16 protein-coding genes are annotated in these 20,303 nt (G+C 48.9%); 4 read left to right on the forward strand and 12 right to left on the reverse strand.

Annotation, left to right across the window (positions count from 1 at the left end; translation table 11 throughout):
* Window positions 1–28: 28 nt before the first annotated feature.
* From glmM to rlmE, 4 genes are all read right to left on the reverse strand, one after another.
* Window positions 29–1,366, reverse strand: a complete 1,338-nt coding sequence (gene glmM / locus B067_RS0114275; protein WP_019530765.1) for a phosphoglucosamine mutase — start codon at window positions 1,364–1,366, stop codon at window positions 29–31.
* A 33-nt stretch (window positions 1,367–1,399) separates the two neighbouring features.
* Window positions 1,400–2,236: a dihydropteroate synthase gene (folP, locus tag B067_RS0114280; protein ID WP_019530766.1), complete on the reverse strand. Its 837-nt coding sequence runs from the start codon at window positions 2,234–2,236 to the stop codon at window positions 1,400–1,402.
* 59 nt (window positions 2,237–2,295) lie between these two features.
* Window positions 2,296–4,218, reverse strand: a complete 1,923-nt coding sequence (ftsH, locus tag B067_RS0114285) for an ATP-dependent zinc metalloprotease FtsH (protein WP_019530767.1) — start codon at window positions 4,216–4,218, stop codon at window positions 2,296–2,298.
* 155 nt (window positions 4,219–4,373) lie between these two features.
* A complete protein-coding gene (gene rlmE, locus B067_RS0114290; protein ID WP_019530768.1) occupies window positions 4,374–4,997 on the reverse strand; it encodes a 23S rRNA (uridine(2552)-2'-O)-methyltransferase RlmE in 624 nt (207 codons plus the stop codon).
* A gap of 190 nt (window positions 4,998–5,187) precedes the next feature.
* Between rlmE and B067_RS0114300 the strand changes: the two genes are divergently transcribed.
* Window positions 5,188–5,496, forward strand: coding sequence for a YhbY family RNA-binding protein (locus tag B067_RS0114300; protein ID WP_019530769.1), 309 nt, complete (start codon window positions 5,188–5,190; stop codon window positions 5,494–5,496).
* Between the two features lie 28 nt (window positions 5,497–5,524).
* Here B067_RS0114300 and B067_RS0114305 read toward each other — a convergent pair whose 3' ends face one another.
* From B067_RS0114305 to rraA, 6 genes are all read right to left on the reverse strand, one after another.
* Window positions 5,525–5,956: a hypothetical protein gene (locus B067_RS0114305; protein ID WP_156820852.1), complete on the reverse strand. Its 432-nt coding sequence runs from the start codon at window positions 5,954–5,956 to the stop codon at window positions 5,525–5,527.
* A gap of 279 nt (window positions 5,957–6,235) precedes the next feature.
* A complete protein-coding gene (gene greA / locus B067_RS0114310) occupies window positions 6,236–6,712 on the reverse strand; it encodes a transcription elongation factor GreA (protein WP_026244675.1) in 477 nt (158 codons plus the stop codon).
* Between the two features lie 45 nt (window positions 6,713–6,757).
* Window positions 6,758–9,976 (reverse strand): carbamoyl-phosphate synthase large subunit, encoded by a 3,219-nt coding sequence (carB, locus tag B067_RS0114315; protein ID WP_019530772.1) that lies wholly within the window; start codon window positions 9,974–9,976, stop codon window positions 6,758–6,760.
* Between the two features lie 108 nt (window positions 9,977–10,084).
* Window positions 10,085–11,239 (reverse strand): glutamine-hydrolyzing carbamoyl-phosphate synthase small subunit, encoded by a 1,155-nt coding sequence (gene carA, locus B067_RS0114320; protein WP_026244676.1) that lies wholly within the window; start codon window positions 11,237–11,239, stop codon window positions 10,085–10,087.
* 273 nt (window positions 11,240–11,512) lie between these two features.
* Complete coding sequence (gene aceK, locus B067_RS0114325; RefSeq protein WP_019530774.1) at window positions 11,513–13,276, reverse strand: bifunctional isocitrate dehydrogenase kinase/phosphatase; 1,764 nt, start codon at window positions 13,274–13,276, stop codon at window positions 11,513–11,515.
* A 61-nt stretch (window positions 13,277–13,337) separates the two neighbouring features.
* Entirely contained in the window at window positions 13,338–13,826 is a 489-nt protein-coding gene (gene rraA / locus B067_RS0114330; RefSeq protein ID WP_019530775.1) for a ribonuclease E activity regulator RraA, read from the reverse strand.
* 145 nt (window positions 13,827–13,971) lie between these two features.
* Between rraA and B067_RS0114335 the strand changes: the two genes are divergently transcribed.
* Window positions 13,972–14,580, forward strand: coding sequence for a GNAT family N-acetyltransferase (locus B067_RS0114335; protein ID WP_019530776.1), 609 nt, complete (start codon window positions 13,972–13,974; stop codon window positions 14,578–14,580).
* Here B067_RS0114335 and B067_RS0114340 read toward each other — a convergent pair.
* Together B067_RS0114340 and B067_RS0114345 are read right to left on the reverse strand one after the other, a co-directional pair.
* Window positions 14,577–15,137, reverse strand: a complete 561-nt coding sequence (locus B067_RS0114340; protein ID WP_019530777.1) for a hypothetical protein — start codon at window positions 15,135–15,137, stop codon at window positions 14,577–14,579. The two genes, B067_RS0114335 and B067_RS0114340, sit on opposite strands and share 4 nt — an antisense overlap.
* A 147-nt stretch (window positions 15,138–15,284) precedes the next feature.
* On the reverse strand, window positions 15,285–16,883 hold the full coding sequence (locus B067_RS0114345) for an isocitrate lyase (protein ID WP_019530778.1): 1,599 nt from the start codon (window positions 16,881–16,883) through the stop codon (window positions 15,285–15,287).
* Window positions 16,884–17,007: 124 nt separating this feature from the next.
* On the opposite strand from B067_RS0114345, the gene B067_RS0114350 reads away from it, so the two are divergent.
* Window positions 17,008–17,955: a LysR family transcriptional regulator gene (locus tag B067_RS0114350; RefSeq protein ID WP_026244677.1), complete on the forward strand. Its 948-nt coding sequence runs from the start codon at window positions 17,008–17,010 to the stop codon at window positions 17,953–17,955.
* Window positions 17,956–18,094: 139 nt separating this feature from the next.
* Window positions 18,095–20,263 (forward strand): malate synthase G, encoded by a 2,169-nt coding sequence (locus tag B067_RS0114355; RefSeq protein WP_019530780.1) that lies wholly within the window; start codon window positions 18,095–18,097, stop codon window positions 20,261–20,263.
* The last annotated feature ends 40 nt before the right edge of the window (window positions 20,264–20,303 follow it).

Raw genomic sequence — 20,303 nt, forward strand, 5'->3', positions numbered from 1 at the left:
CTTAATGCTATCTTTGCTGACAACATGGCTAGGCAACCTCAGCTTTAACCACGGCGGCAATCTCTTTGGCCAAACGGCTAACTAATTCGCCGTCCTCACCTTCAACCATGACCCGCACTACCGGCTCGGTACCCGATGGCCGCAACAACACCCTACCGCGACCCGCCAAAACAGACTCAGCTGCCGCCACTGCCTGATCAATAGCGCTATTAGCTGCCAGTTTGCCACTATCACTCATCGCCACATTAATCATGACCTGCGGAAACTTGCTCATCCCCGCCACCAAATCATGCAAAGGTATTTGACTACCCACCACCGCAAGCAACACCTTTAACGCAGCCACCAAGCCATCACCGGTAGTAGTAACGTCGGCACAAATAATATGGCCGGAGTTTTCGCCACCTAAAGTCCAACCTTCCACCTTCATGCGCTCGTTAACATAGCGGTCACCCACCTTGGCGCGCGCAAAAGGCACTTGTAATTTCTGTAACGCTAACTCAAAACCTAGATTAGACATTAACGTACCTACCACCCCGGCACAGGAGCCGGTGGTGCGTATTTCATCTTGCGCAATCACATACAACAATTCATCGCCATCAATTAAACGGCCATTGCGATCAACAAACACTAATCTGTCGCCATCGCCATCAAAAGCCACACCCAAATCAGCCTTCTCCATCACCACCCGCTGCTGCAACGCCTGCGGCTGAGTAGAGCCCACCTGCTCGTTAATATTAAGGCCGTTGGGCTTATCGGCCATGGTAATCACCTCAGCACCCAGCTCATCAAAAACCGCTGGCGCCACTTGGTAGGTAGCCCCGTGAGCGCAATCCACCACTATTTTTAAGCCTTTAAGATTAAAACCACTGGGCACGGTGCTTTTACAAAACTCTATATAGCGCCCCGCGGCATCATTAATGCGAGTCACCTTACCTAGCTTGGCAGAGTCTACCGTGGTCATAGGTTCATCTAGCTGGCGCTCTATTTCCAGCTCAACCTCATCAGGCAATTTAGTGCCTTCGGCCGAGAAAAACTTAATGCCATTATCGTGATAAGGGTTATGGGAGGCGCTAATCACTATGCCTGCCTGCGCCTGAAAGGTGCGGGTTAAATAGGCCACCGCCGGTGTGGGCATAGGCCCCAGCATACAAACGTCGGCACCGGCCGCCACCAAGCCTGCCTCTAAAGCCGACTCAAACATATAACCAGAGATACGGGTGTCTTTGCCTATGATAATTTTACAGCGCCCTTTGCGCGCAAATACCTTGCCTACCGCCCAGCCCAGCTTTAGCACAAATTCTGGAGTAATCACCCCGGCCCCTACCAGACCACGTATACCATCGGTACCAAAGTATTTTCTTGTCATCAAGCCTGCCTTATTTATTGTTGTTTTCTGCCGCTATGCATTTTGCATAGCATTAAAAAGTGTTAATGCGTCTACGGTTTCTGCCACATCGTGCACCCGCACGATGGCCGCGCCATGCATCAGCGACATCAGTGCCAAGGCCAAGCTGCCGGCCAAACGGTCAGCCACCTCGCGACCTAATACTTGGCCTATTAGTGACTTACGGGATAGGCCCACCAAGATAGGAAACCCCATCGCCTGCAGTTGTGATAAGCCCTTCAGTAATTGCAGATTATGCTCAACCGTTTTACCAAAACCAAAACCGGGGTCAATAATAATACGTTCGGCCACTATACCCGCAGCTACACAAGCCTCGGCCCTAGCGGTTAAATACTTGGCTACTTCACTGACGACGTTTTGGTAGTTGGGATTATGCTGCATCATAGCCGGGCTGCCCTGCATATGCATTAGGCATACGGGCAAACCTGTTTGCGCCGCCGCTGCTAGCGCGCCGGGGCGCTCTAGGGCACGCACATCATTGAGCAAACCGGCACCGCAACGAGCCGCGGCCAGCATCAACTCTGGACTGCTAGTATCTACCGAAATCACCGCATCAAAACGCGCATTGATGGCCTCAACCACCGGCAGCACTCTATCCATCTCTTCCGCTAGGGGTACCGCCTTCGCACCCGGCCTAGTGGACTCGCCACCTACATCAATAATGGCAGCACCCTCAGCCAATATGCGCTCCACTCGCTGCAAAACCTTTTGCTGATTAACTAGGCCAGCAGTGGTGAGGCTGCCGCCATCGGAGAAGGAATCAGGAGTAACATTCAACACCGCCATGACCTGCGGTTGCGATAAATCTAAAACACGACCGCCGCAATCCATGGAGAAATTGCGGCGGTTATTAGCTGTAGTCACTGCTGTAGACATACGATAGGAAACAATTAATGATCGCTGGCAGGGCCGCCAACGGGTTTGTCGGCCTGCGCTTGGTCTTCACTCTCAGGCTCCGCGGCCTTGCCGGCATCACCTTTAGTGTCATCATCATTCCAGTCCGCTGGCGGACCAGGCTTGCGCCCTTCCATAATGATATCAATCTGACCCGCGTCTATGGTTTCATACTGCATCAAAGCTTCAGCCATTAAATCCAGCTTATCGCGGTTTCCAGCTAGAATCTGTTCGGCCTGAGCATAACAATCATCAATGATGCGACGCACCTCGGTATCGATTTCATTGCGGGTATTACCTGACACATGGGACGAAGAACCACCCGGCTTACCTAAGTACACCTCGTCTTGTGCGTCTTCATACATCAGCGGACCCAGCTTGTCAGACAAACCCCACTTGGTCACCATGTTGCGGGCTATGCTGGTGGCGCGCTCTATATCATTAGAAGCGCCGGTAGTAACACCATCTTTACCCAGTGTCATTTCCTCGGCAATACGACCGCCAAATAAGGAACAAATCTGGCCTATGATATGACGGCGACTCAGGCTATAACGATCCTCTTTAGGCAGGAACATGGTCACGCCCAAGGCGCGGCCACGAGGAATAATAGACACTTTATAGACAGGGTCATGTTCAGCGACTAAACGACCCACTATAGCGTGGCCGGCTTCGTGATAAGCGGTATTGAGCTTCTCTTTATCAGACATCACCATAGATTTGCGCTCGGCGCCCATCATGATTTTATCTTTGGCCATCTCAAACTGCTCCATACCCACCACGCGCTCACCGGTGCGCGCCGCAAACAGCGCCGCCTCATTCACCAAGTTGGCCAGATCAGCACCAGAGAAACCTGGGGTACCGCGCGCAATAACCGACGCATCGATCTTGTCAGATAAAGGCACTTTGCGCATATGTACTTTTAAGATTTGTTCGCGGCCACGTATATCGGGCAAGCCCACCACTACCTGGCGGTCAAAGCGACCGGGGCGCAATAGCGCGGGATCTAATACATCGGGACGGTTAGTCGCGGCGATAACAATTACACCATCGTTGACATCAAAACCGTCCATTTCTACCAATAACTGGTTTAGGGTTTGCTCACGCTCGTCGTGGCCACCGCCCATACCAGAACCACGATGCCTACCCACAGCATCGATTTCATCGATGAAAATAATACAGGGCGCTTGTTTTTTCGCCTGCTCAAACATGTCGCGCACACGAGAGGCACCCACACCAACAAACATTTCTACGAAATCAGAGCCTGAGATAGTAAAGAAAGGCACTTTCGCCTCGCCGGCTATGGCTTTAGCCAATAGGGTCTTACCGGTACCGGGCTGACCTACCATCAACACACCACGGGGGATACGGCCACCCAATTTTTGGAATTTGCCGGGGTCGCTTAAGAAATCCACCAGCTCTTTAACATCTTCTTTGGCTTCATCAACACCCGCCACATCGGCAAAGGTGGTTTTGATTTGGTCTTCACCTAATAGGCGCGCCTTGCTCTTACCAAAGGACATGGGGCCGCCTTTGCCGCCACCACCGCCTTGCATTTGGCGCATAAAGAACATAAATACGGCAATAATTACCAAAATGGGAAAACTGGCGACTAGTAACTGCATCCAGATGCTTTGCTGTTCGGGCTTGCGGCCTTCAACTTCAACCCGGTGATCATAGAGATCGGTCATTAAACCAGGATCTTCTATTAAGGGCCTAACGCTTTCAAAGCTGCTGCCATCTGAGCGCTGACCACGTATGGTTTGGCCTTCTATCACTACGCGCCGCACCCTATCGTTTTGAACCTCTTGGATAAACTGCGAGTAATCCAAAATCTCTGCAGTGGGACGCACGTTGAAGTTATTAAAAATCGACAACAAAACCGTAGCAATCACCAACCACAGCAATAAATTTTTTACCATATCGTTCAAAAGTCTATCCTCTATAGAGCGCCTAGGCCTACAAGCCTGTGCTCATTACAACAATGCTGCCACTTTACTACACATTAGCCCAAGGCTCCATTGGCAACGCCGGCTGTTCGCACCAACTCTGGCCACAGGAGACTAAGACACGGAAACTACGATTTAAATCCTCGCCCCAACAAATACACCTCCCGAGAGCGTGCGCGGGACGCAGCGGGCTTACGGGTAATGACGGTTTGGAAGCTGGCCTTTAACTCGGCCATTAAGGGCTCAAAGCCCTCCCCCTGAAACACCTTAGCCAAAAACACGCCCTTAGGCTTTAACACCTGCCTGGCCATATCTATCGCCAACTCCACCAAATACATGGAGCGTGGCTGATCAATATCGCTCATACCACTCATATTGGGGGCCATATCGGAAATTACAAGGTCTACCGGCGAATCAGCTATCAGTGCCATGATCTCATCAAACACGGATTCTTCGGTAAAATCCCCCTGAATAAAGTCCACCCCCGCCAAGCCATCCATAGGTAAAATATCTGAGGCTATGACCCTACCCTTATGCCCCACCAGCTCAGCAGCCACCTGTGACCAACCGCCTGGCGCGGAACCTAAGTCCACTACCGTCATGCCTGGCAGTATCAGCTTATCTTTCTCTTGTATCTCTAACAGCTTGTAACAGGCTCTAGAACGATAACCCTCGCGCTTGGCCCGCATAACGTACTCATCGTCAAAATGCTCTCTTAGCCACCCCTTACTACTACTGCCTTTTTTTGCCATTAGAGCCCATACCTATTTGTTGCAGATAGAGGCTGGCAACCACATTGCCGCCAACCAATACCGCCATCTACTTCTATCGCCAACCCATGCTTTTCTATACAATACAGCACCGGATTTAGGTCCCCTTATTAAAGCGGTCCATTATCCCATAAACCCCAGCCCAACAGACAGCATCAAAAAGCCGCACATTATGCCATTAACATCTAGTCAGAAAAAACAATACCGCACCCTAGGCCACAACTTAAAGCCTGTAGTAATGATTGCCGACAAAGGCGTAACTGAAGGGGTAGACAAAGAATTGGAGCGCGCGCTTAACGACCACGAGTTAATTAAAGTTAAGCTTAACGTGAATGACCCGGCCATACGCAAACTATTAGCTCAAGAGCTTTGCGACAAACATCGGGCTTTACTGGTGCAGGCCATAGGGAAAATGGTGTTAATTTATCGCGCCAACCCCAAACCCAACCCTAAGCTATCTAATTTATTACGCGCCACCTAAAGTAGGCAGCGTTCATAAACAGCGACGCTCAGCCGGCAGGTTTGGGCGTTGGCTCAGCCACCCTAACCCTGTCATCTGGCTTGCCGCCAACCTCCCAGGCCATCGCATCTGCCAGCGTGTCAAACACCTTAAGCTGCCAGGACGTCTGCCCAAAGCGCTGCAAATAAAGCGCTATACTTTTTCTCACCGACTGGTCGTCTGTCACTATCGCAATGTGCGCATTAGGGTTGCTAATAAAAGCGGCGCTATCAATATGCACAAAAGTTTTTAAGTCATGCAAGCTTAAATCAAAATAGGTCACCGCCACACAGTCGTAAATACGTTTACGTAAATCATCGAATCGATAATCTCTGGCAACCTCATCCACCATAGCCATCAACGTGTCGGCATTAATCACCCCCGACAACGTCACACTCAGTACATCTTTAGACCACGACAACGCATATACCATAACAACCACAACCTCAGCTATTCCTAAACATCAGTCACCTCTATAGGTAACGCAGAGAAAAAACATAAGTGAAACATAGCAATATTTGGGATTTTTAAAACAATTATTAACGCCAACTATTACCATTTTTGGGATAAAATTAGGCTTTTATAACTATTTTTCGTTTAGTGGCTGCTAACAAACCTACAGCTAATTAGCTTTTTTAATAATTCAGGCGTTTTTTATAGGCAACAAAGTTATAGACAAAAAAAAGAGGCTTTCGCCTCTTTTTTAACAATGGTTCTCGTTTTAAATATGCTCGACTAAACCAATTTCGTATTCCACATCGCCACCCGGCGTACGAATGATGACGTCATCACCTTCAGACTTACCAATTAAGCCTCTGGCTATAGGGGAAGTAATAGAGATTTTACCTAGCTTCACACTGGCTTCATCTTCACCCACTATTTGATATTTTACGGTCTCGTCAGTTTCTATGTTGATAATAGTCACTGTCACGCCAAAAATAACTTTGCCGGTGTAAGCGATACTAGTCACATCAATAATCTGTGATTCGCCTAACTTACCTTCTATTTCCTGTATACGTCCCTCGCAAAAGCCCTGCTGCTCACGGGCAGCATGGTACTCAGCATTTTCCTTCAGGTCGCCGTGCTCGCGGGCGATAGCAATAGACTGAATAATACGTGGTCTATCTTCCGTTTTCAGACGACTTAATTCGTCTCGCAAGGCCTTTTCACCGGCCACTGTCATGGGTGTTAAACGCATATTTTTAACCAAACCTTATAATTCAAACCTATAGTTCAAAACTTGTTATATCAAACCTTGATGAACATCTTGTAAGCGGCGCACCACTATTTCATCATCCACTTTAAAGGACTCGCAGATAGCCTCACCACCCGCCAAGGTGGTAGTGTAATACACTTTATATTGTAAAGCCGAGCGGCGAATTGAAGCAGAATCGGCAATAGCCTGTCTACCCTCAGTCGTGTTAATAATGAGATCTATATCACCGTTTTTAACCATATCTACCGCATGAGGCCTACCCTCATTCACCTTGTTAACCACATCTGTTTCTATGCCTGCCGCTTTAATGACTTTGGCAGTGCCTCTAGTCGCGACCAAAGTAAAGCCCGCATCCACCAAAGATCTGGCGACACCGACTATGCCTTCTTTGTCGGCCTCCCGCACGCTTAAAAAAGCTTTGCCGGAAGTAGGAATCACACTACCACCGCCCAGTACGGCTTTGCGGAAAGCTTCAGGGAAGCTCACTCCCAAACCCATCACCTCACCGGTGGATTTCATTTCTGGGCCTAAGATGGGGTCTACACCCTGGAACTTATTAAAGGGGAATACCGCCTCTTTAACACAGTAATAGCTGGGTATAATTTCTTTGGTAAAGCCCTGATCCGCCAAGCTAGTGCCCGCCATACAGCGCGCAGCAATTTTAGCCAGCGATACACCTATGCACTTAGACACAAACGGCACGGTACGAGAAGCACGAGGGTTGACCTCTATCACGTAGATCTCACCATCTTGCTCAGCCAACTGCACATTCATTAAACCGCACACGCCTAACTCTAGGGCCATGGCTTTAACCATGTCGCGCATTTTGTCTTGACTTTCTTTGCTTAAAGAGTAAGGCGGCAAGGAACAAGCGGAGTCACCCGAGTGCACACCGGCCTGCTCTATATGCTGCATGATAGCGCCGATGACAACATCTTTACCGTCACTCACCGCATCCACATCCATTTCTACGGCGGCGTTTAGGAAGTGATCCAACAATACCGGCGACTCATTAGACACCTGCACCGCATTGGTCATATAGCGCATCAACTCGTCTTCGTTGTAGACGATTTCCATGGCGCGGCCACCCAATACATAAGAGGGGCGTACCACCAAGGGGTAACCAATATTAGCCGCAGCTTCTACCGCCGCCTCGGTAGAGCGCACCGTGATATTAGGCGGCTGCTTTAAGCCCAGTTTTTGTATCATTTGCTGGAAGCGTTCGCGATCTTCGGCGCGGTCTATAGCATCAGGCGTGGTACCAATAATCGGCACACCCGCCGCTTCTAAATCGCGGGCTAATTTCAGTGGCGTTTGGCCACCAAACTGCACGATGACGCCTTTGGGCTTTTCTTTTTCTACGATTTCTAACACGTCTTCCAAAGTCACCGGTTCAAAGTACAGGCGATCAGAGATGTCGTAATCGGTAGAAACCGTTTCGGGGTTACAGTTCACCATAATGGTTTCGTAACCGTCTTCACGCATTGCCAAGGCGGCGTGTACACAGCAGTAATCAAACTCTATACCTTGGCCTATACGGTTGGGGCCACCGCCTAAGATTAGGATTTTATCTCTGTCGCTAACATCGGCCTCACACTCTTCCTCATAGGTAGAGTACATATAAGCCGTGCTGGTAGAGAACTCAGCCGCACAGGTATCAACGCGCTTGTAGACAGGATTAATCTTTAAGGCTTTACGGTGTGCTCTAACCGCCGACTCTTGTTCGTTTAACAATACTGACAAGCGCTTATCGGAAAAGCCTTTGCGCTTAAGGCGGTACATTTCATCGGCCGTCATATCATCGAGATTGACAGCCTTCAGCGCATTTTCAGAATTCACCAAGTCTTCAATTTGCACCAAGAACCAACGATCTATAGAGCAGTAATCAAACACTTCATCGACGCTCATGCCATAACGGAAGGCATCGGCCACATACCAGATGCGCTCGGCTCCCGGGGTGCGTAACTCGCGGATGATTTTATTTTTGGCATCAGGCCTATCAACATCAATTTGATGTTCAAAGCCCGACGAACCCACTTCTAAGCCACGTAATGCTTTTTGTATAGACTCTTGGAAAGTGCGACCTATGGCCATCACCTCACCCACTGATTTCATCTGCGTGTGCAGGCGATCATCGGCGGCGGGGAATTTTTCAAAGGTAAAGCGAGGGATCTTGGTAACCACGTAATCTATAGCCGGCTCAAAAGAAGCCGGCGTCGCGCCACCGGTGATGTCGTTTTGCAACTCATCTAAGGTGTAACCTACCGCCAACTTGGCCGCTACCCTGGCAATGGGGAAGCCGGTAGCTTTAGAAGCCAAAGCCGATGAACGCGATACCCGTGGGTTCATCTCTATAATCACCAAGCGACCGGTATCGGGGCACTGACCAAACTGTACGTTAGAGCCGCCAGTTTCTACGCCTATCTCACGCAGTACCGCCATAGAGGCGTTACGCATGATTTGGTATTCTTTATCGGTAAGGGTTTGCGCGGGCGCTACGGTAATAGAGTCACCGGTATGCACACCCATGGGGTCAAAGTTTTCTATAGCGCAGACGATAATGCAGTTGTCGTTTTTATCGCGCACCACTTCCATTTCGTATTCTTTCCAACCGATTAAAGACTGGTCGATAAGCAACTCATTGGTGGGCGACAAGTCCAAGCCGCGCTCACAAATTTCCACAAATTCTTCACGGTTGTAGGCGATACCGCCGCCGCTGCCGCCCATAGTAAAGGAGGGGCGAATAATAGAGGGGAAGCCCAGCTCTTCTAACACCGCCAACGCTTCTGTCATATTATGGGCTATGCCCGAGCGCGGCGTTTCTAAACCTATGCGCTTCATCGCCTTATCAAACAGGTCGCGATCTTCCGCCATATCGATGGATTCTTTAGTCGCACCGATTAACTCAACATTGTATTTTTCCAGCACACCCTCTCTAGCCAAATCCAGCGCACAGTTCAGTGCGGTTTGGCCGCCCATGGTAGGCAGGATAACGTCGGGACGCTCTTTCTCTATGATTTTTTCTACCGTGCGCCATTCTACCGGCTCTATGTAGGTGGCATCGGCCATAGCCGGATCGGTCATAATAGTGGCGGGGTTTGAGTTCACCAAAATAACGCGGTAACCCTCTTCGCGTAGCGCCTTACACGCTTGCGCACCCGAGTAGTCAAACTCACAGGCCTGGCCAATAACGATTGGGCCAGCGCCCAGTATTAATATGCTTTCTATGTCAGTTCTTTTTGGCATCGATCTCTTAACCTAGCGTTTAAATGTGTTCAAATTTTTCATCAATATCGTGTTGCAATATCGTTGCGCAATATACCAATATGCCACCCTATAGAGAGTGGCATACCGTTAAGCCTTGTGCGCTTCCATCAACTCAATAAAGTGATCGAATAAGTTGGCCGCCTCATGGGGGCCGGGGCTAGCCTCAGGGTGACCCTGAAAGCTAAAGGCCGGCTTGTCGGTGCGGTGTATACCCTGCAAAGAGCCGTCAAATAAGGACTTGTGGGTCACTCGCATATTGGCTGGCAGCGTGGCCTCATCGGCGGCAAAGCCGTGGTTTTGGCTGGTAATTAACACCGTGCCATCTTCCAAGTTTTGTACCGGGTGGTTAGCTCCGTGGTGGCCAAACTTCATTTTTAAGGTTTTTGCGCCGCTGGCCAAGGCCAACAACTGGTGACCCAAGCAGATACCGAAGATGGGGATGTCGGTTTCTAAAAAGGTTTTAATCGCCGCTATAGCATAGGTACAAGGCTCTGGGTCGCCAGGGCCATTAGAGAGGAATATGCCATCGGGCTGCATAGCCAGCACTTCGCTAGCTGGCGTTTCAGCAGGTACTACGGTTAGCTTGCAACCACGATCGGCCAGCATGCGTAAAATATTGCGCTTAACGCCAAAGTCGTAAGCCACTACATGAAACTTGCACTCGGCATCGCTGTAGTCTTTATAGCTGTCACCGGTCAGTTGATCAGAGGGTAAAGTCCAGCTGCCCTGCTGCCAGTTGTAGGCGGCTTTAGTGCTAACCACTTTCGCTAAGTCCATGCCTTTTAAACCGGCAAAGCCCTTGGCTAGCTCTAGCGCCTTAGCTTCGTCTATATCGACACCGGCCATAATACAGCCGTTTTGGGCGCCTTTGTCGCGCAAAATACGGGTTAGCCTACGGGTGTCTATATCGGCTATGCCTATGATGTTCTTGGCTTTGAGGTAGTCTTGCAGGCTTTGCTGGTTGCGAAAGCTGCTGGCTAACAAAGGTAGATCGCGTATCACTAGGCCTGCTGACCAGATCTCAGATGATTCTTCATCTTCGTCTGTAGTGCCCGTGTTACCTATATGTGGATAGGTAAGCGTAATAATTTGCTTAGCGTAGGAAGGGTCAGTCAATATTTCCTGATATCCGGTCATGGCTGTATTAAATACAACCTCACCGACGGAGTGCCCCTCGGCACCGATGGCTAAACCCCGAAAAATACTTCCGTCTTCTAGGGCGAGTATGGCTGGTACCGTCAAGCAAACCTCCAATATATAGGGCAAAAAACGAGTGCGGGAGATAGCAGTGGTGTTAGGCGCCGTCATACCTTGAGTATGAAACCCATGCCGCAGACTGTAAAAAAGCGAGATGAAGTTTACCTCATCTCGCTTTTACGAATGCTTTACCCGTGCGCTTATCTTAGTACCCATTGAAAGGCCCATACTGATAAATTAAGGGGGGTTTTACGCCGTTGACCACTGGTCTAACTTGGCGGGCGATTCTACGCAAAAGTTGAGCTATTGTCCAGCGAGCTAGGGCTTAATTTCAGCAAGTTTAGCTGCGGCCAGCTCGGCTTTGAGCGGCCGCTTAAAGCTATACTTGCGTCTATAAGGGAATACGCTCTTCACTTGGCCATTGCGTATCTGCCGCTGCAGGCGCTGCCAAAACTCTGCTTGATAGATATCGCTGTGTAAGCGATCAAATACCTCTCTGGCTCGCTGATTACCAGAAAAGAACAGCCGAAACTCCTCGGGGAACACGTCATTAGGGGCCACGTTATACCAAGGGCCACTAGCCATTTCCTGCTCTTCGGTTTGCGGCTGGGGTATTTTGCGGAAATTACAGTCCACTAAAGGGCAGATTTCATCGTAGTCGTAAAATACCACCCGACCATGGCGGGTCACCCCAAAGTTCTTTAGCAACATATCGCCGGGGAATATATTTACTGCCGCCAGCTGCTTAATGGCATTGCCATATTCATCCATCACGCTTTCTACTTGCTGATCACTCGCATCTTTAAGGTAGAGGTTTAAGGGCACCATTTTGCGCTCTACGTACACATGTTTAAGTATCAGCACATTGCCCAGCTCTTCTATTAACGAGGGCACCTCACGCACCAACTCCTCCATAAGCTCATCGGAAAAGCGCCGCCTATCAAATACCAGGTTTTTAAACTCTTGGGTATCGGCCATACGGCCCGCTCTATCCCAGCGTTTAACCAATACGTATTTTTCCTCCACCTGCGCCCTAGTCATATCTTTAGGCGGGGTAAATCTATCCTTAATTACCTTATAGACGTAATCGAAACCCGGACGGGTAAACACCAGCATCACCATGCCTTTAATACCCGGCGCGGTGACATATTCATCATCGGAGTGCATGGTCTCCCATACCGCTCGCCGAAAGAACACGGTTTTAGCATGCCTAGCAAAACCCAGGGCGCTGTACAGTTCAAACACTTCTTTTTGCGGCATCAGTTTTTTCAAAAAAGCCACAAACTGTGAAGGCACAGAGGCATCCACCATAAAATAGCTACGGGTGAAACTGAATAGAATACTGACATCATCAGCTTCGTTAAGCACGGTATCTACATAAACACCGCCGCACTCATTATTCATAAAAGGCAACACAAAGGGGATACTATCTTCGCCATCGATGATACGCCCCACTAGGTAGGCCGCCTTATTGCGATAAAACAGAGACTCCAATATTTCCGCCCTAAAGACCTCACCCTGCAGTAAACGCTCGCCTAGCAGGGCTTCTAAAATCTCCGCCACACGCTGCACATCACGCTCAAAATCCTCAAAGGGCACATTGAAATCAGTGCTCGCTAACACGCTACGCACAAACGGACTTACTTCGGTGATTTTATAACGATCAAAAATTTTGCTGGGGGCGATATCAATATCCATATCGTCGCCATCGAAAACAAAGGAGAATTTATCGCGAATTTTTCTATGCTTAAAAATAAAACAATAGACCGAATTAAAAAAGGTCTGCGCTATTTCGTAATTGCTGTGGGTTTCAACGATATCCGCATAATCAAGCTTAGCGTGCTCCCACACCTCTGGGTCGCCTAGCAAATCGCCCGCCACAGTTTCAGCCACCGCCGCCACCTCGGCCACCTTCTTTTTATACATGGACAGCCGATTACTCATCTCTGCTTGTACTAAATTCCAATCCGCTTTTTCAAAACGGGCCTGGGCACCTAAAGTGACATTTTGAAAATCACCAAAAAAGGAATCAAAGCCATTTAAGATGGCTTTGGCTAAGCGTAGTGAGCGGGTCATACCCATATTTTTAGTCTCTAGTTGTTAGTCGACAGTCTCTAGCTTTTTCTAGCGGCTTTTCTAGCGACTAGGAACTAGCCACTAGCGACTCTTTAGCAATAATAATGCCGGTGCCGTCGGCATAGAGGTAATCGCCGGGGTTTACGGTTACGCCGGCAAACTGCAAGGGGATGTTGATTTGGCCTTCGCCGCGCTTTTCGGTTTTTCTGGGGATTGTGCCTAACGCCATCACCCCCATGTCCATCTCTGCAATATCTTCTATGTCACGGATATAGCCGTATATCACTATGCCTGCCCAGTTATTTTTTACTGCCTTGGCCACCAGCATATCACCCAGCAACGAACGCCTAGGCGAAGCGCCGCCGTCTACTACCAACACTCTACCTTTACCTTCAGTGGCAACTAGCTCGGCAACTTTTGAGTTGTCCTCAAAACACTTAACCGTTACTACTTCACCGCCAAAGCGGCGAATAGGGCCGTAATGGTTAAATACAGGCGCTACAACTTGCACGGCATCGCCGTACTCATCACATAAATCAGGGGTAGAAATTTTCATCACAGCTCTCTTATCGATACTCTTATTAATGTGCTTATTAATGTGTTTATTAATGGCCAATACACCACACACCCTAAAGTGTTAGAGACTAACAAAACTACTATCGTTAACCTAGTTCATTCACTATTACCGCTTTGGATGCCCTATGGCCAAGCTCAAGCAATACCAGCAACATGACCTCGCCGAGATTAGCCTAGTACTTGCTAGCGCCTTTCGCGACTATGAGGTTATGCGCTATCTATTTAGCGATTCCGACCACTATTATCAGCAGCATGTGCAGGGATATTTCCACGCACTGTTAAGCATGAGCCTAGCTAATAACTGGCCTAGGCTAGGCATATACACTGAAGGGCAATGGGTTGCTGCCACCATAGCTTATCACTCCAGCTCCGCCGATGTAGTGGCAGGCAGCGATAAGGCACTACAGCAGTTTTGCCAACAACTCAGCCCACATACACAACAACGCATAGACTATTACGAAAGCCGCGCCGATGCCGCCCACCCCAGCACGCCACATTTTTTTATAGATTCACTGGGCTGCCTACCACAACATGAGGGCAAGGGTTACGCAAAAATCTTATTACAGGCACTGCAACAGCTCTCCCTGCAACACCCTAACGCTAGCGGCGTATGCCTCAATACCGAATCCAGCCTCAACCTACCGGTTTATCAACGCGTGGGATATAAGATAATAAGCACACAAACCATAAGCTCACTCACTAGCTGGTGCTTATTTAAAGCCGATAGTGATTAAGCACTAAGCAGAGTGACATAATCGGCGACTATATCTTTATTGCAATAAGCCATGCCCAGCTTATTTAAATACTCCATACGATTTGCATTCATCAAATCTATATCGGGCGCTGACAAACCTGCAGCCTCATAAAGTGCAGCAACAAAAGCTACATACCTCTCACCCTCGGGTGTTAACAGCAAGCTGGCTGCACCTACATCCGTTTTCACGGACCCAGCCAAATCTACCGGCAAATTTACTGCCAACACTACGGGTGTTTCCGCACCGGCAAAGCGCACTGAACGATTGCGAACCGCTTGCTCAGCCCAGTAATACGCCAGGGCTTTGCTCTGCGTTAAAAATACCGGCTCTATGGATTCGGTGTATTTGTTGCCAATAGTATCCATGGTTTGCTTAGCCGCCTGCTTACTGGCCTTATCACCCGAGCGATTAAGGCCATCACTTAAAATAGCATCGGCCAATGCCGAAGACGTACCGTGATACCAGGTATTAGTAACGGCAAAACCTTCTTTGCTTAATAGGACTTGGGAATCTTGTAGGTATTCAGGGATAGGCATCAACACATTCCAAATAAAGGAGATAAGGGGATCAGAACTTTCGAGCCTGACCCCATCAGCACATTCTAACAGAAACAAAAAAGGCGACCCAAGGGCCACCTTTCTTTTCCAGCGACTAGAAACTAGCCGCTAAAGACACCAAAACCCTTAACCGAACTGGTTAGAAGTGTTCTTTTCGCCACCGGCTTTCAGGGCATTTTCACCCGCAAAGTATTCTTTGTGATCATCACCCATATCAGAACCTGACATGTTTTGGTGTTTAACACAGGCAATACCTTGGCGAATTTCTTTACGCTGTACGCCAGCAACATAACCCAGCATACCCGCTTCACCGAAGTATTCTTTCGCTAAGTTGTCAGTAGACAATGCTGCGGTGTGATAAGTAGGCAAAGTGATTAAGTGATGGAAGATGTTAGCTTCACGAGCCGTGTCAGACTGGAAAGTACGGATCTTCTCGTCAGCGCGCGCACACAGCTCAGATTCGTCATACTCAACACTCATCAAGTTAGCACGATCATAAGCAGATACGTCCTCACCCGCTGCAACCATCGCATCATAAGCCTGCTGACGGAAGTTTAATGTCCAGTTGAAAGAAGGTGAATTGTTGTAAACCAGCTTCGCATCAGGAATTTCTTTACGCACTTCGTTCATCATATCAGTGATATCTTGAACGCTAGGCGTTGCCGTTTCTATCCATAATAGATCGGCACCCGCTTTGATCGCCTCGATGCTGTCAAATACGCAACGCTCTTCACCTGTTCCTTGACGGAATTGGTATAAACCAGAAGGTAGACGCTTAGGACGAACTAATTTGCCATTACGGTTGAAGCATACATCGCCTTCAGCCATGTCAGCTACGTCGATTTCTTCAACATCTAAGAAAGCGTTGTATTGATCACCTTGATCGCCAGGCTCTTTAACTACCGCAATTTCTTTAGTTAGACCGGCACCTTCAGAATCGGTACGGGCAACGATAACACCGTCATCAACACCACACTCAAGGAAGGCATAACGCAACGCGCGCAATTTAGCGTGAAAGTCTACGTGAGGAACCGTTACTTTACCGTCTTGGTGGCCACACTGCTTCTCATCAGCCACTTGGTTTTCAATTTGTAAACAACAAGCACCGGCTTCAATCATTTGCTTAGCCATCAGGTAAGTCGCTTCAGCGTTACCAAATCCGGCATCGATGTCGGCAATAATAGGCACAACATGGGTCACGTGGTTATCAATTTGATCTTGGATAGACGTTTCAGCAGCTTTATCGCCCGCTTCACGCGCCGCGTCTAATTCACGGAACAAACCACCGAGTTCACGGGCATCCGCTTGACGTAAGAAGGTGTATAACTCTTCAACCAAATTAGCGACAGTCGTTTTCTCATGCATAGATTGGTCAGGAAGAGGGCCAAACTCAGAGCGTAGCGCAGCAACCATCCAGCCTGAAAGGTATAAATAACGGCGGTCAGTTTGGCCGTTAAAATGCTTCTTGATAGAAATCATTTTTTGTTGGCCGATAAAACCATGCCAGCAACCTAAAGACTGGGTGTACTTAGTCTTGTCTTTATCGAACGCCGCCATATCAGCGCGCATAACGCCAGCTGTGTACTTGGCAATATCAAGACCTGTTTTAAATTTGTTTTGAGCGCGCATGCGAGCTACAGATTCTGGGTTAATAGCATCCCATGGGCTGCCTGCCGCCTCTTTAAGCGCAGCGATAGCTTGGATGTCTTGAGTAATGGCTGACATGGTATTTCCTTACTGATGGGTAAACAGGCCAACAAATTATGACCTTAGCTAAATCGTGGACAAAGTCTATCCGAGCATGCGATGATTTAGCTAATTTATAGTTTTTATGTCCGGTATTTACTTTATGAATATATCTCGTATAGATCTCAACCTACTCGTTTACCTTGATGTACTGCTGCGCCACCGCAATGTCACCAAGGCAGCCAACCAGCTAGGTATTAGCCAACCCGCCATGAGCAACGGCCTAAAACGGCTACGCGATTTATTTGGCGACCCGCTATTAGTACGTACTAGCGAGGGTATGATGCCAACCGAGCGGGCGCAAGGGCTGCAACCAGTAGTGCGCAACATGCTAGCCAGCGTAGAGCAGGCCATACAACCCACTACCGAGTTTGACGCCAAAAACAGCGACCGCGTGTTTCGCATTATGGCCAGCGACTACACAGAATCCACCCTCACCATCCCCCTGCTCAAACACCTGCGCGAACTAGCTCCCAATGTGCGCCTAGATATCATGACCCCCAGTGATGTCACCTACCAAGATGTAGAACAGGGCAAAGTGGATATGGTCATCAACCGCTTTGACGACATTCCCCAGTCCTTTCACCAAACCACCGTCTGGCACGATAGCTTCTCCTGCCTGTTTAGCCGCGACCATCCAGTAGCACAAAACTTTAACCTAGACAGTTACTTAGAGTCACAACATGTATGGGTAAGCAAAACCGGCATGGGTACAGGGGTGGGGGTTAACCCCAGCGACGTACAGCGCTTGGGCTGGGTCGATAATGAACTAGGTAAGCTAGGCAAAACCCGTAACATTACCGTGTTTACCCGCCATTATTTATCCGCCATGCAAATGGCTGAACAAAAAGATCTGATCGTCACGGTGCCCAGCAAAGCAGCCATCTCGCAGCGCAACAACCCCAAGCTGCTAATCAAGCCCGCGCCCTTCCCGATACAGCCACTAGAGCTAAAAATGGCCTGGAGCCCATTACTGCAAAGTAATCCAGGCCATCAGTGGATGCGCCGTCTGATAAAAAGCGTGGCTGAAGAAATAGAGCGCGGTAACTAATACAGCTAAGCAGTCATCACATTCACATACCTTATAGCGAACATAATAACTATTAATTAGATTTATCATGGTGCCCTACATAGAATAAGGAAACAGACTATTTCCACTTTCCATTCGCTAAGATGTTTAGGGCTTTATCATGGCAACGCGCATACAACAGGGCGGCTTACAGGTCGACAGTACCCTACACTCGCTCATTAATGAGCAAGTCATCCCCGGCACCGGTGTTAACACCGCGCATTTTTGGCAAAGCTTTGAAGCCATACTCAGCGACCTCAGCCCTAAAAACAAAGCACTACTAGACCAACGCGCCAGCCTACAACAACAAGTTAACGACTGGCACAAAGCCCACCCCGGCCAAGCTTTTAACTTTGCAGAATACAAAAGCTTTTTACAAAAAATCGGCTATCTAGTCGCCGAAGGCGAAGACTTCAGCATTAGCACCCAAAACGTAGAGCCCGAAATTGCCGAGCAGGCAGGCCCGCAATTAGTGGTGCCTATTATGAATGCCCGTTTTGCCCTTAATGCCGCTAACGCTCGCTGGGGTAGCTTATACGATGCTCTCTATGGCACCGACGTTATCGCCAATGAAGGCAGCATTGCCAAAACCGCCAGCTTCAACCCTTTGCGTGCCGACGAAGTACGTCGCCTAGCAAAAACCTTTTTAGACAGCGCCGCACCTTTAAATGGCGCCTCACATAAAGACGCCGCCGGTTACAGCATTAACAACGGCAAGCTCAACGTGTTATTAAAAAATGGCGAGACTGTTACCTTAATCGACAACCAACAATTGCAAGGCTATCAAGACGATGCCGCCAAACCCAGTATCGTTTTGCTCAAACACAACAACCTACATTTTGAGATAGAGATCGATCAGCAACTGTCACGTAAGGTCGATGCTGCCGGCGTAATAGACGTTAACCTAGAAGCCGCACTCTCCACCATTATGGACTGCGAAGATTCCGTTGCCGCTGTCGATGGTGAAGATAAAGCGCTGGCCTATAGCAACTGGCTGGGGTTAATGAAGGGCGATTTAAACGTCACTCTCAAAAAAGGCGAGCAAGAATCTATACGCCGCCTCAACCCCGACCGTAACTACACCAGCCCCAAGGGTAAAAAGTTTTCACTCAAGGGGCGCAGCTTATTATTTATTCGCAACGTCGGCCACCTCATGACTAACCCCGGTATTTTAGATAGCCATGGCAACGAAGTGCCCGAAGGTATTATGGACGGCATGATCACCTCACTAATTGCCATGCACGACTTAAACGGCAGCGGCCCCTTGCGCAACAGCCGCGCCAACAGCATTAATATCGTCAAACCTAAAATGCACGGCCCCGAAGAAGTGGCCTTCACCAATGAATTATTTGGCCGCATAGAAGACGCCCTAGGGCTAGAGCGCCACACCATTAAAGTGGGCATTATGGATGAAGAGCGCCGCACCTCGGTGAACTTAAAAGAGTGCATACGCGCAGCCAAAGACCGCGTGGTATTTATTAACACCGGTTTCCTAGACCGCACCGGCGACGAAATACATACCAGCATGGAGGCCGGTCCTATGGTACCCAAGGCCGAAATGAAAGCGCAGAAATGGATAACCGCCTATGAAAACTCCAATGTCGATATAGGCTTAGCTTGTGGCCTGCAAGGCAAATCACAAATTGGTAAAGGCATGTGGGCCGAACCCGACAACATGGCAAAGATGATGGAAGCTAAAATTGCCCACCCACTGTCAGGCGCCAACACGGCCTGGGTACCCTCGCCTACCGCCGCCACTTTGCACGCCATGCACTACCACCAAGTCAACGTGCAAAACCAGCAGCAGGAAATTAAGCAGCGCGCCGCCGCCAGTGTCGATGATATTTTAACCATCCCCTTATTAGGCGACCGTAAACTCAGCGCTGACGTAATTCAAAAAGAATTGGATAATAATGCCCAAGGCATTTTAGGCTATGTGGTCCGCTGGGTAGATCAAGGGGTGGGCTGCTCAAAAGTACCCGACATCAACAACGTAGGCCTAATGGAAGACAGAGCCACCTTGCGTATTTCCAGCCAACACATAGCCAACTGGTTACACCACGGCATATGCAGCCAAGCGCAAGTCATGGAAACCTTACAACGCATGGCAGCCATTGTTGATAGCCAAAATGCAGGCGACCCGGCATACACCACTATGGCACCCAGCTTTAACGGCCTAGCTTTTCAAGCCGCCTGTGATTTAGTGCTTAAAGGCTGCGAACAACCCAGCGGTTATACCGAGCCCGTTTTACACGCCAAACGTTTAGCCCTAAAAGCGCAACAAGCGTAAGCAAACCATTAACAAAAACAAAAAAAGGCGCGTGTTAATG

The sequence above is a fragment of the Dasania marina DSM 21967 genome, assembly GCF_000373485.1.
In the GTDB taxonomy this organism is placed as follows: Bacteria; Pseudomonadota; Gammaproteobacteria; order Pseudomonadales; family Dasaniaceae; genus Dasania; species Dasania marina.

Excerpts from the sequence above, each read along its gene's own strand:
- B067_RS0114345 (WP_019530778.1), bottom strand. The coding sequence starts at position 16,883 with ATGTCAGCCATTACTCAAGACATCCAAGCTATCGCTGCGCTTAAAGAG.
- carB (WP_019530772.1), bottom strand. The coding sequence starts at position 9,976 with ATGCCAAAAAGAACTGACATAGAAAGCATATTAATACTGGGCGCTGGC.
- ftsH (WP_019530767.1), bottom strand. The coding sequence starts at position 4,218 with ATGGTAAAAAATTTATTGCTGTGGTTGGTGATTGCTACGGTTTTGTTG.
- rlmE (WP_019530768.1), bottom strand. The coding sequence starts at position 4,997 with ATGGCAAAAAAAGGCAGTAGTAGTAAGGGGTGGCTAAGAGAGCATTTT.
- folP (WP_019530766.1), bottom strand. The coding sequence starts at position 2,236 with ATGGATTGCGGCGGTCGTGTTTTAGATTTATCGCAACCGCAGGTCATG.
- greA (WP_026244675.1), bottom strand. The coding sequence starts at position 6,712 with ATGCGTTTAACACCCATGACAGTGGCCGGTGAAAAGGCCTTGCGAGAC.
- aceK (WP_019530774.1), bottom strand. The coding sequence starts at position 13,276 with ATGGGTATGACCCGCTCACTACGCTTAGCCAAAGCCATCTTAAATGGC.
- B067_RS0114335 (WP_019530776.1), top strand. The coding sequence starts at position 13,972 with ATGGCCAAGCTCAAGCAATACCAGCAACATGACCTCGCCGAGATTAGC.
- rraA (WP_019530775.1), bottom strand. The coding sequence starts at position 13,826 with ATGAAAATTTCTACCCCTGATTTATGTGATGAGTACGGCGATGCCGTG.
- B067_RS0114355 (WP_019530780.1), top strand. The coding sequence starts at position 18,095 with ATGGCAACGCGCATACAACAGGGCGGCTTACAGGTCGACAGTACCCTA.
- glmM (WP_019530765.1), bottom strand. The coding sequence starts at position 1,366 with ATGACAAGAAAATACTTTGGTACCGATGGTATACGTGGTCTGGTAGGG.
- B067_RS0114340 (WP_019530777.1), bottom strand. The coding sequence starts at position 15,137 with ATGCCTATCCCTGAATACCTACAAGATTCCCAAGTCCTATTAAGCAAA.
- B067_RS0114300 (WP_019530769.1), top strand. The coding sequence starts at position 5,188 with ATGCCATTAACATCTAGTCAGAAAAAACAATACCGCACCCTAGGCCAC.
- B067_RS0114350 (WP_026244677.1), top strand. The coding sequence starts at position 17,008 with ATGAATATATCTCGTATAGATCTCAACCTACTCGTTTACCTTGATGTA.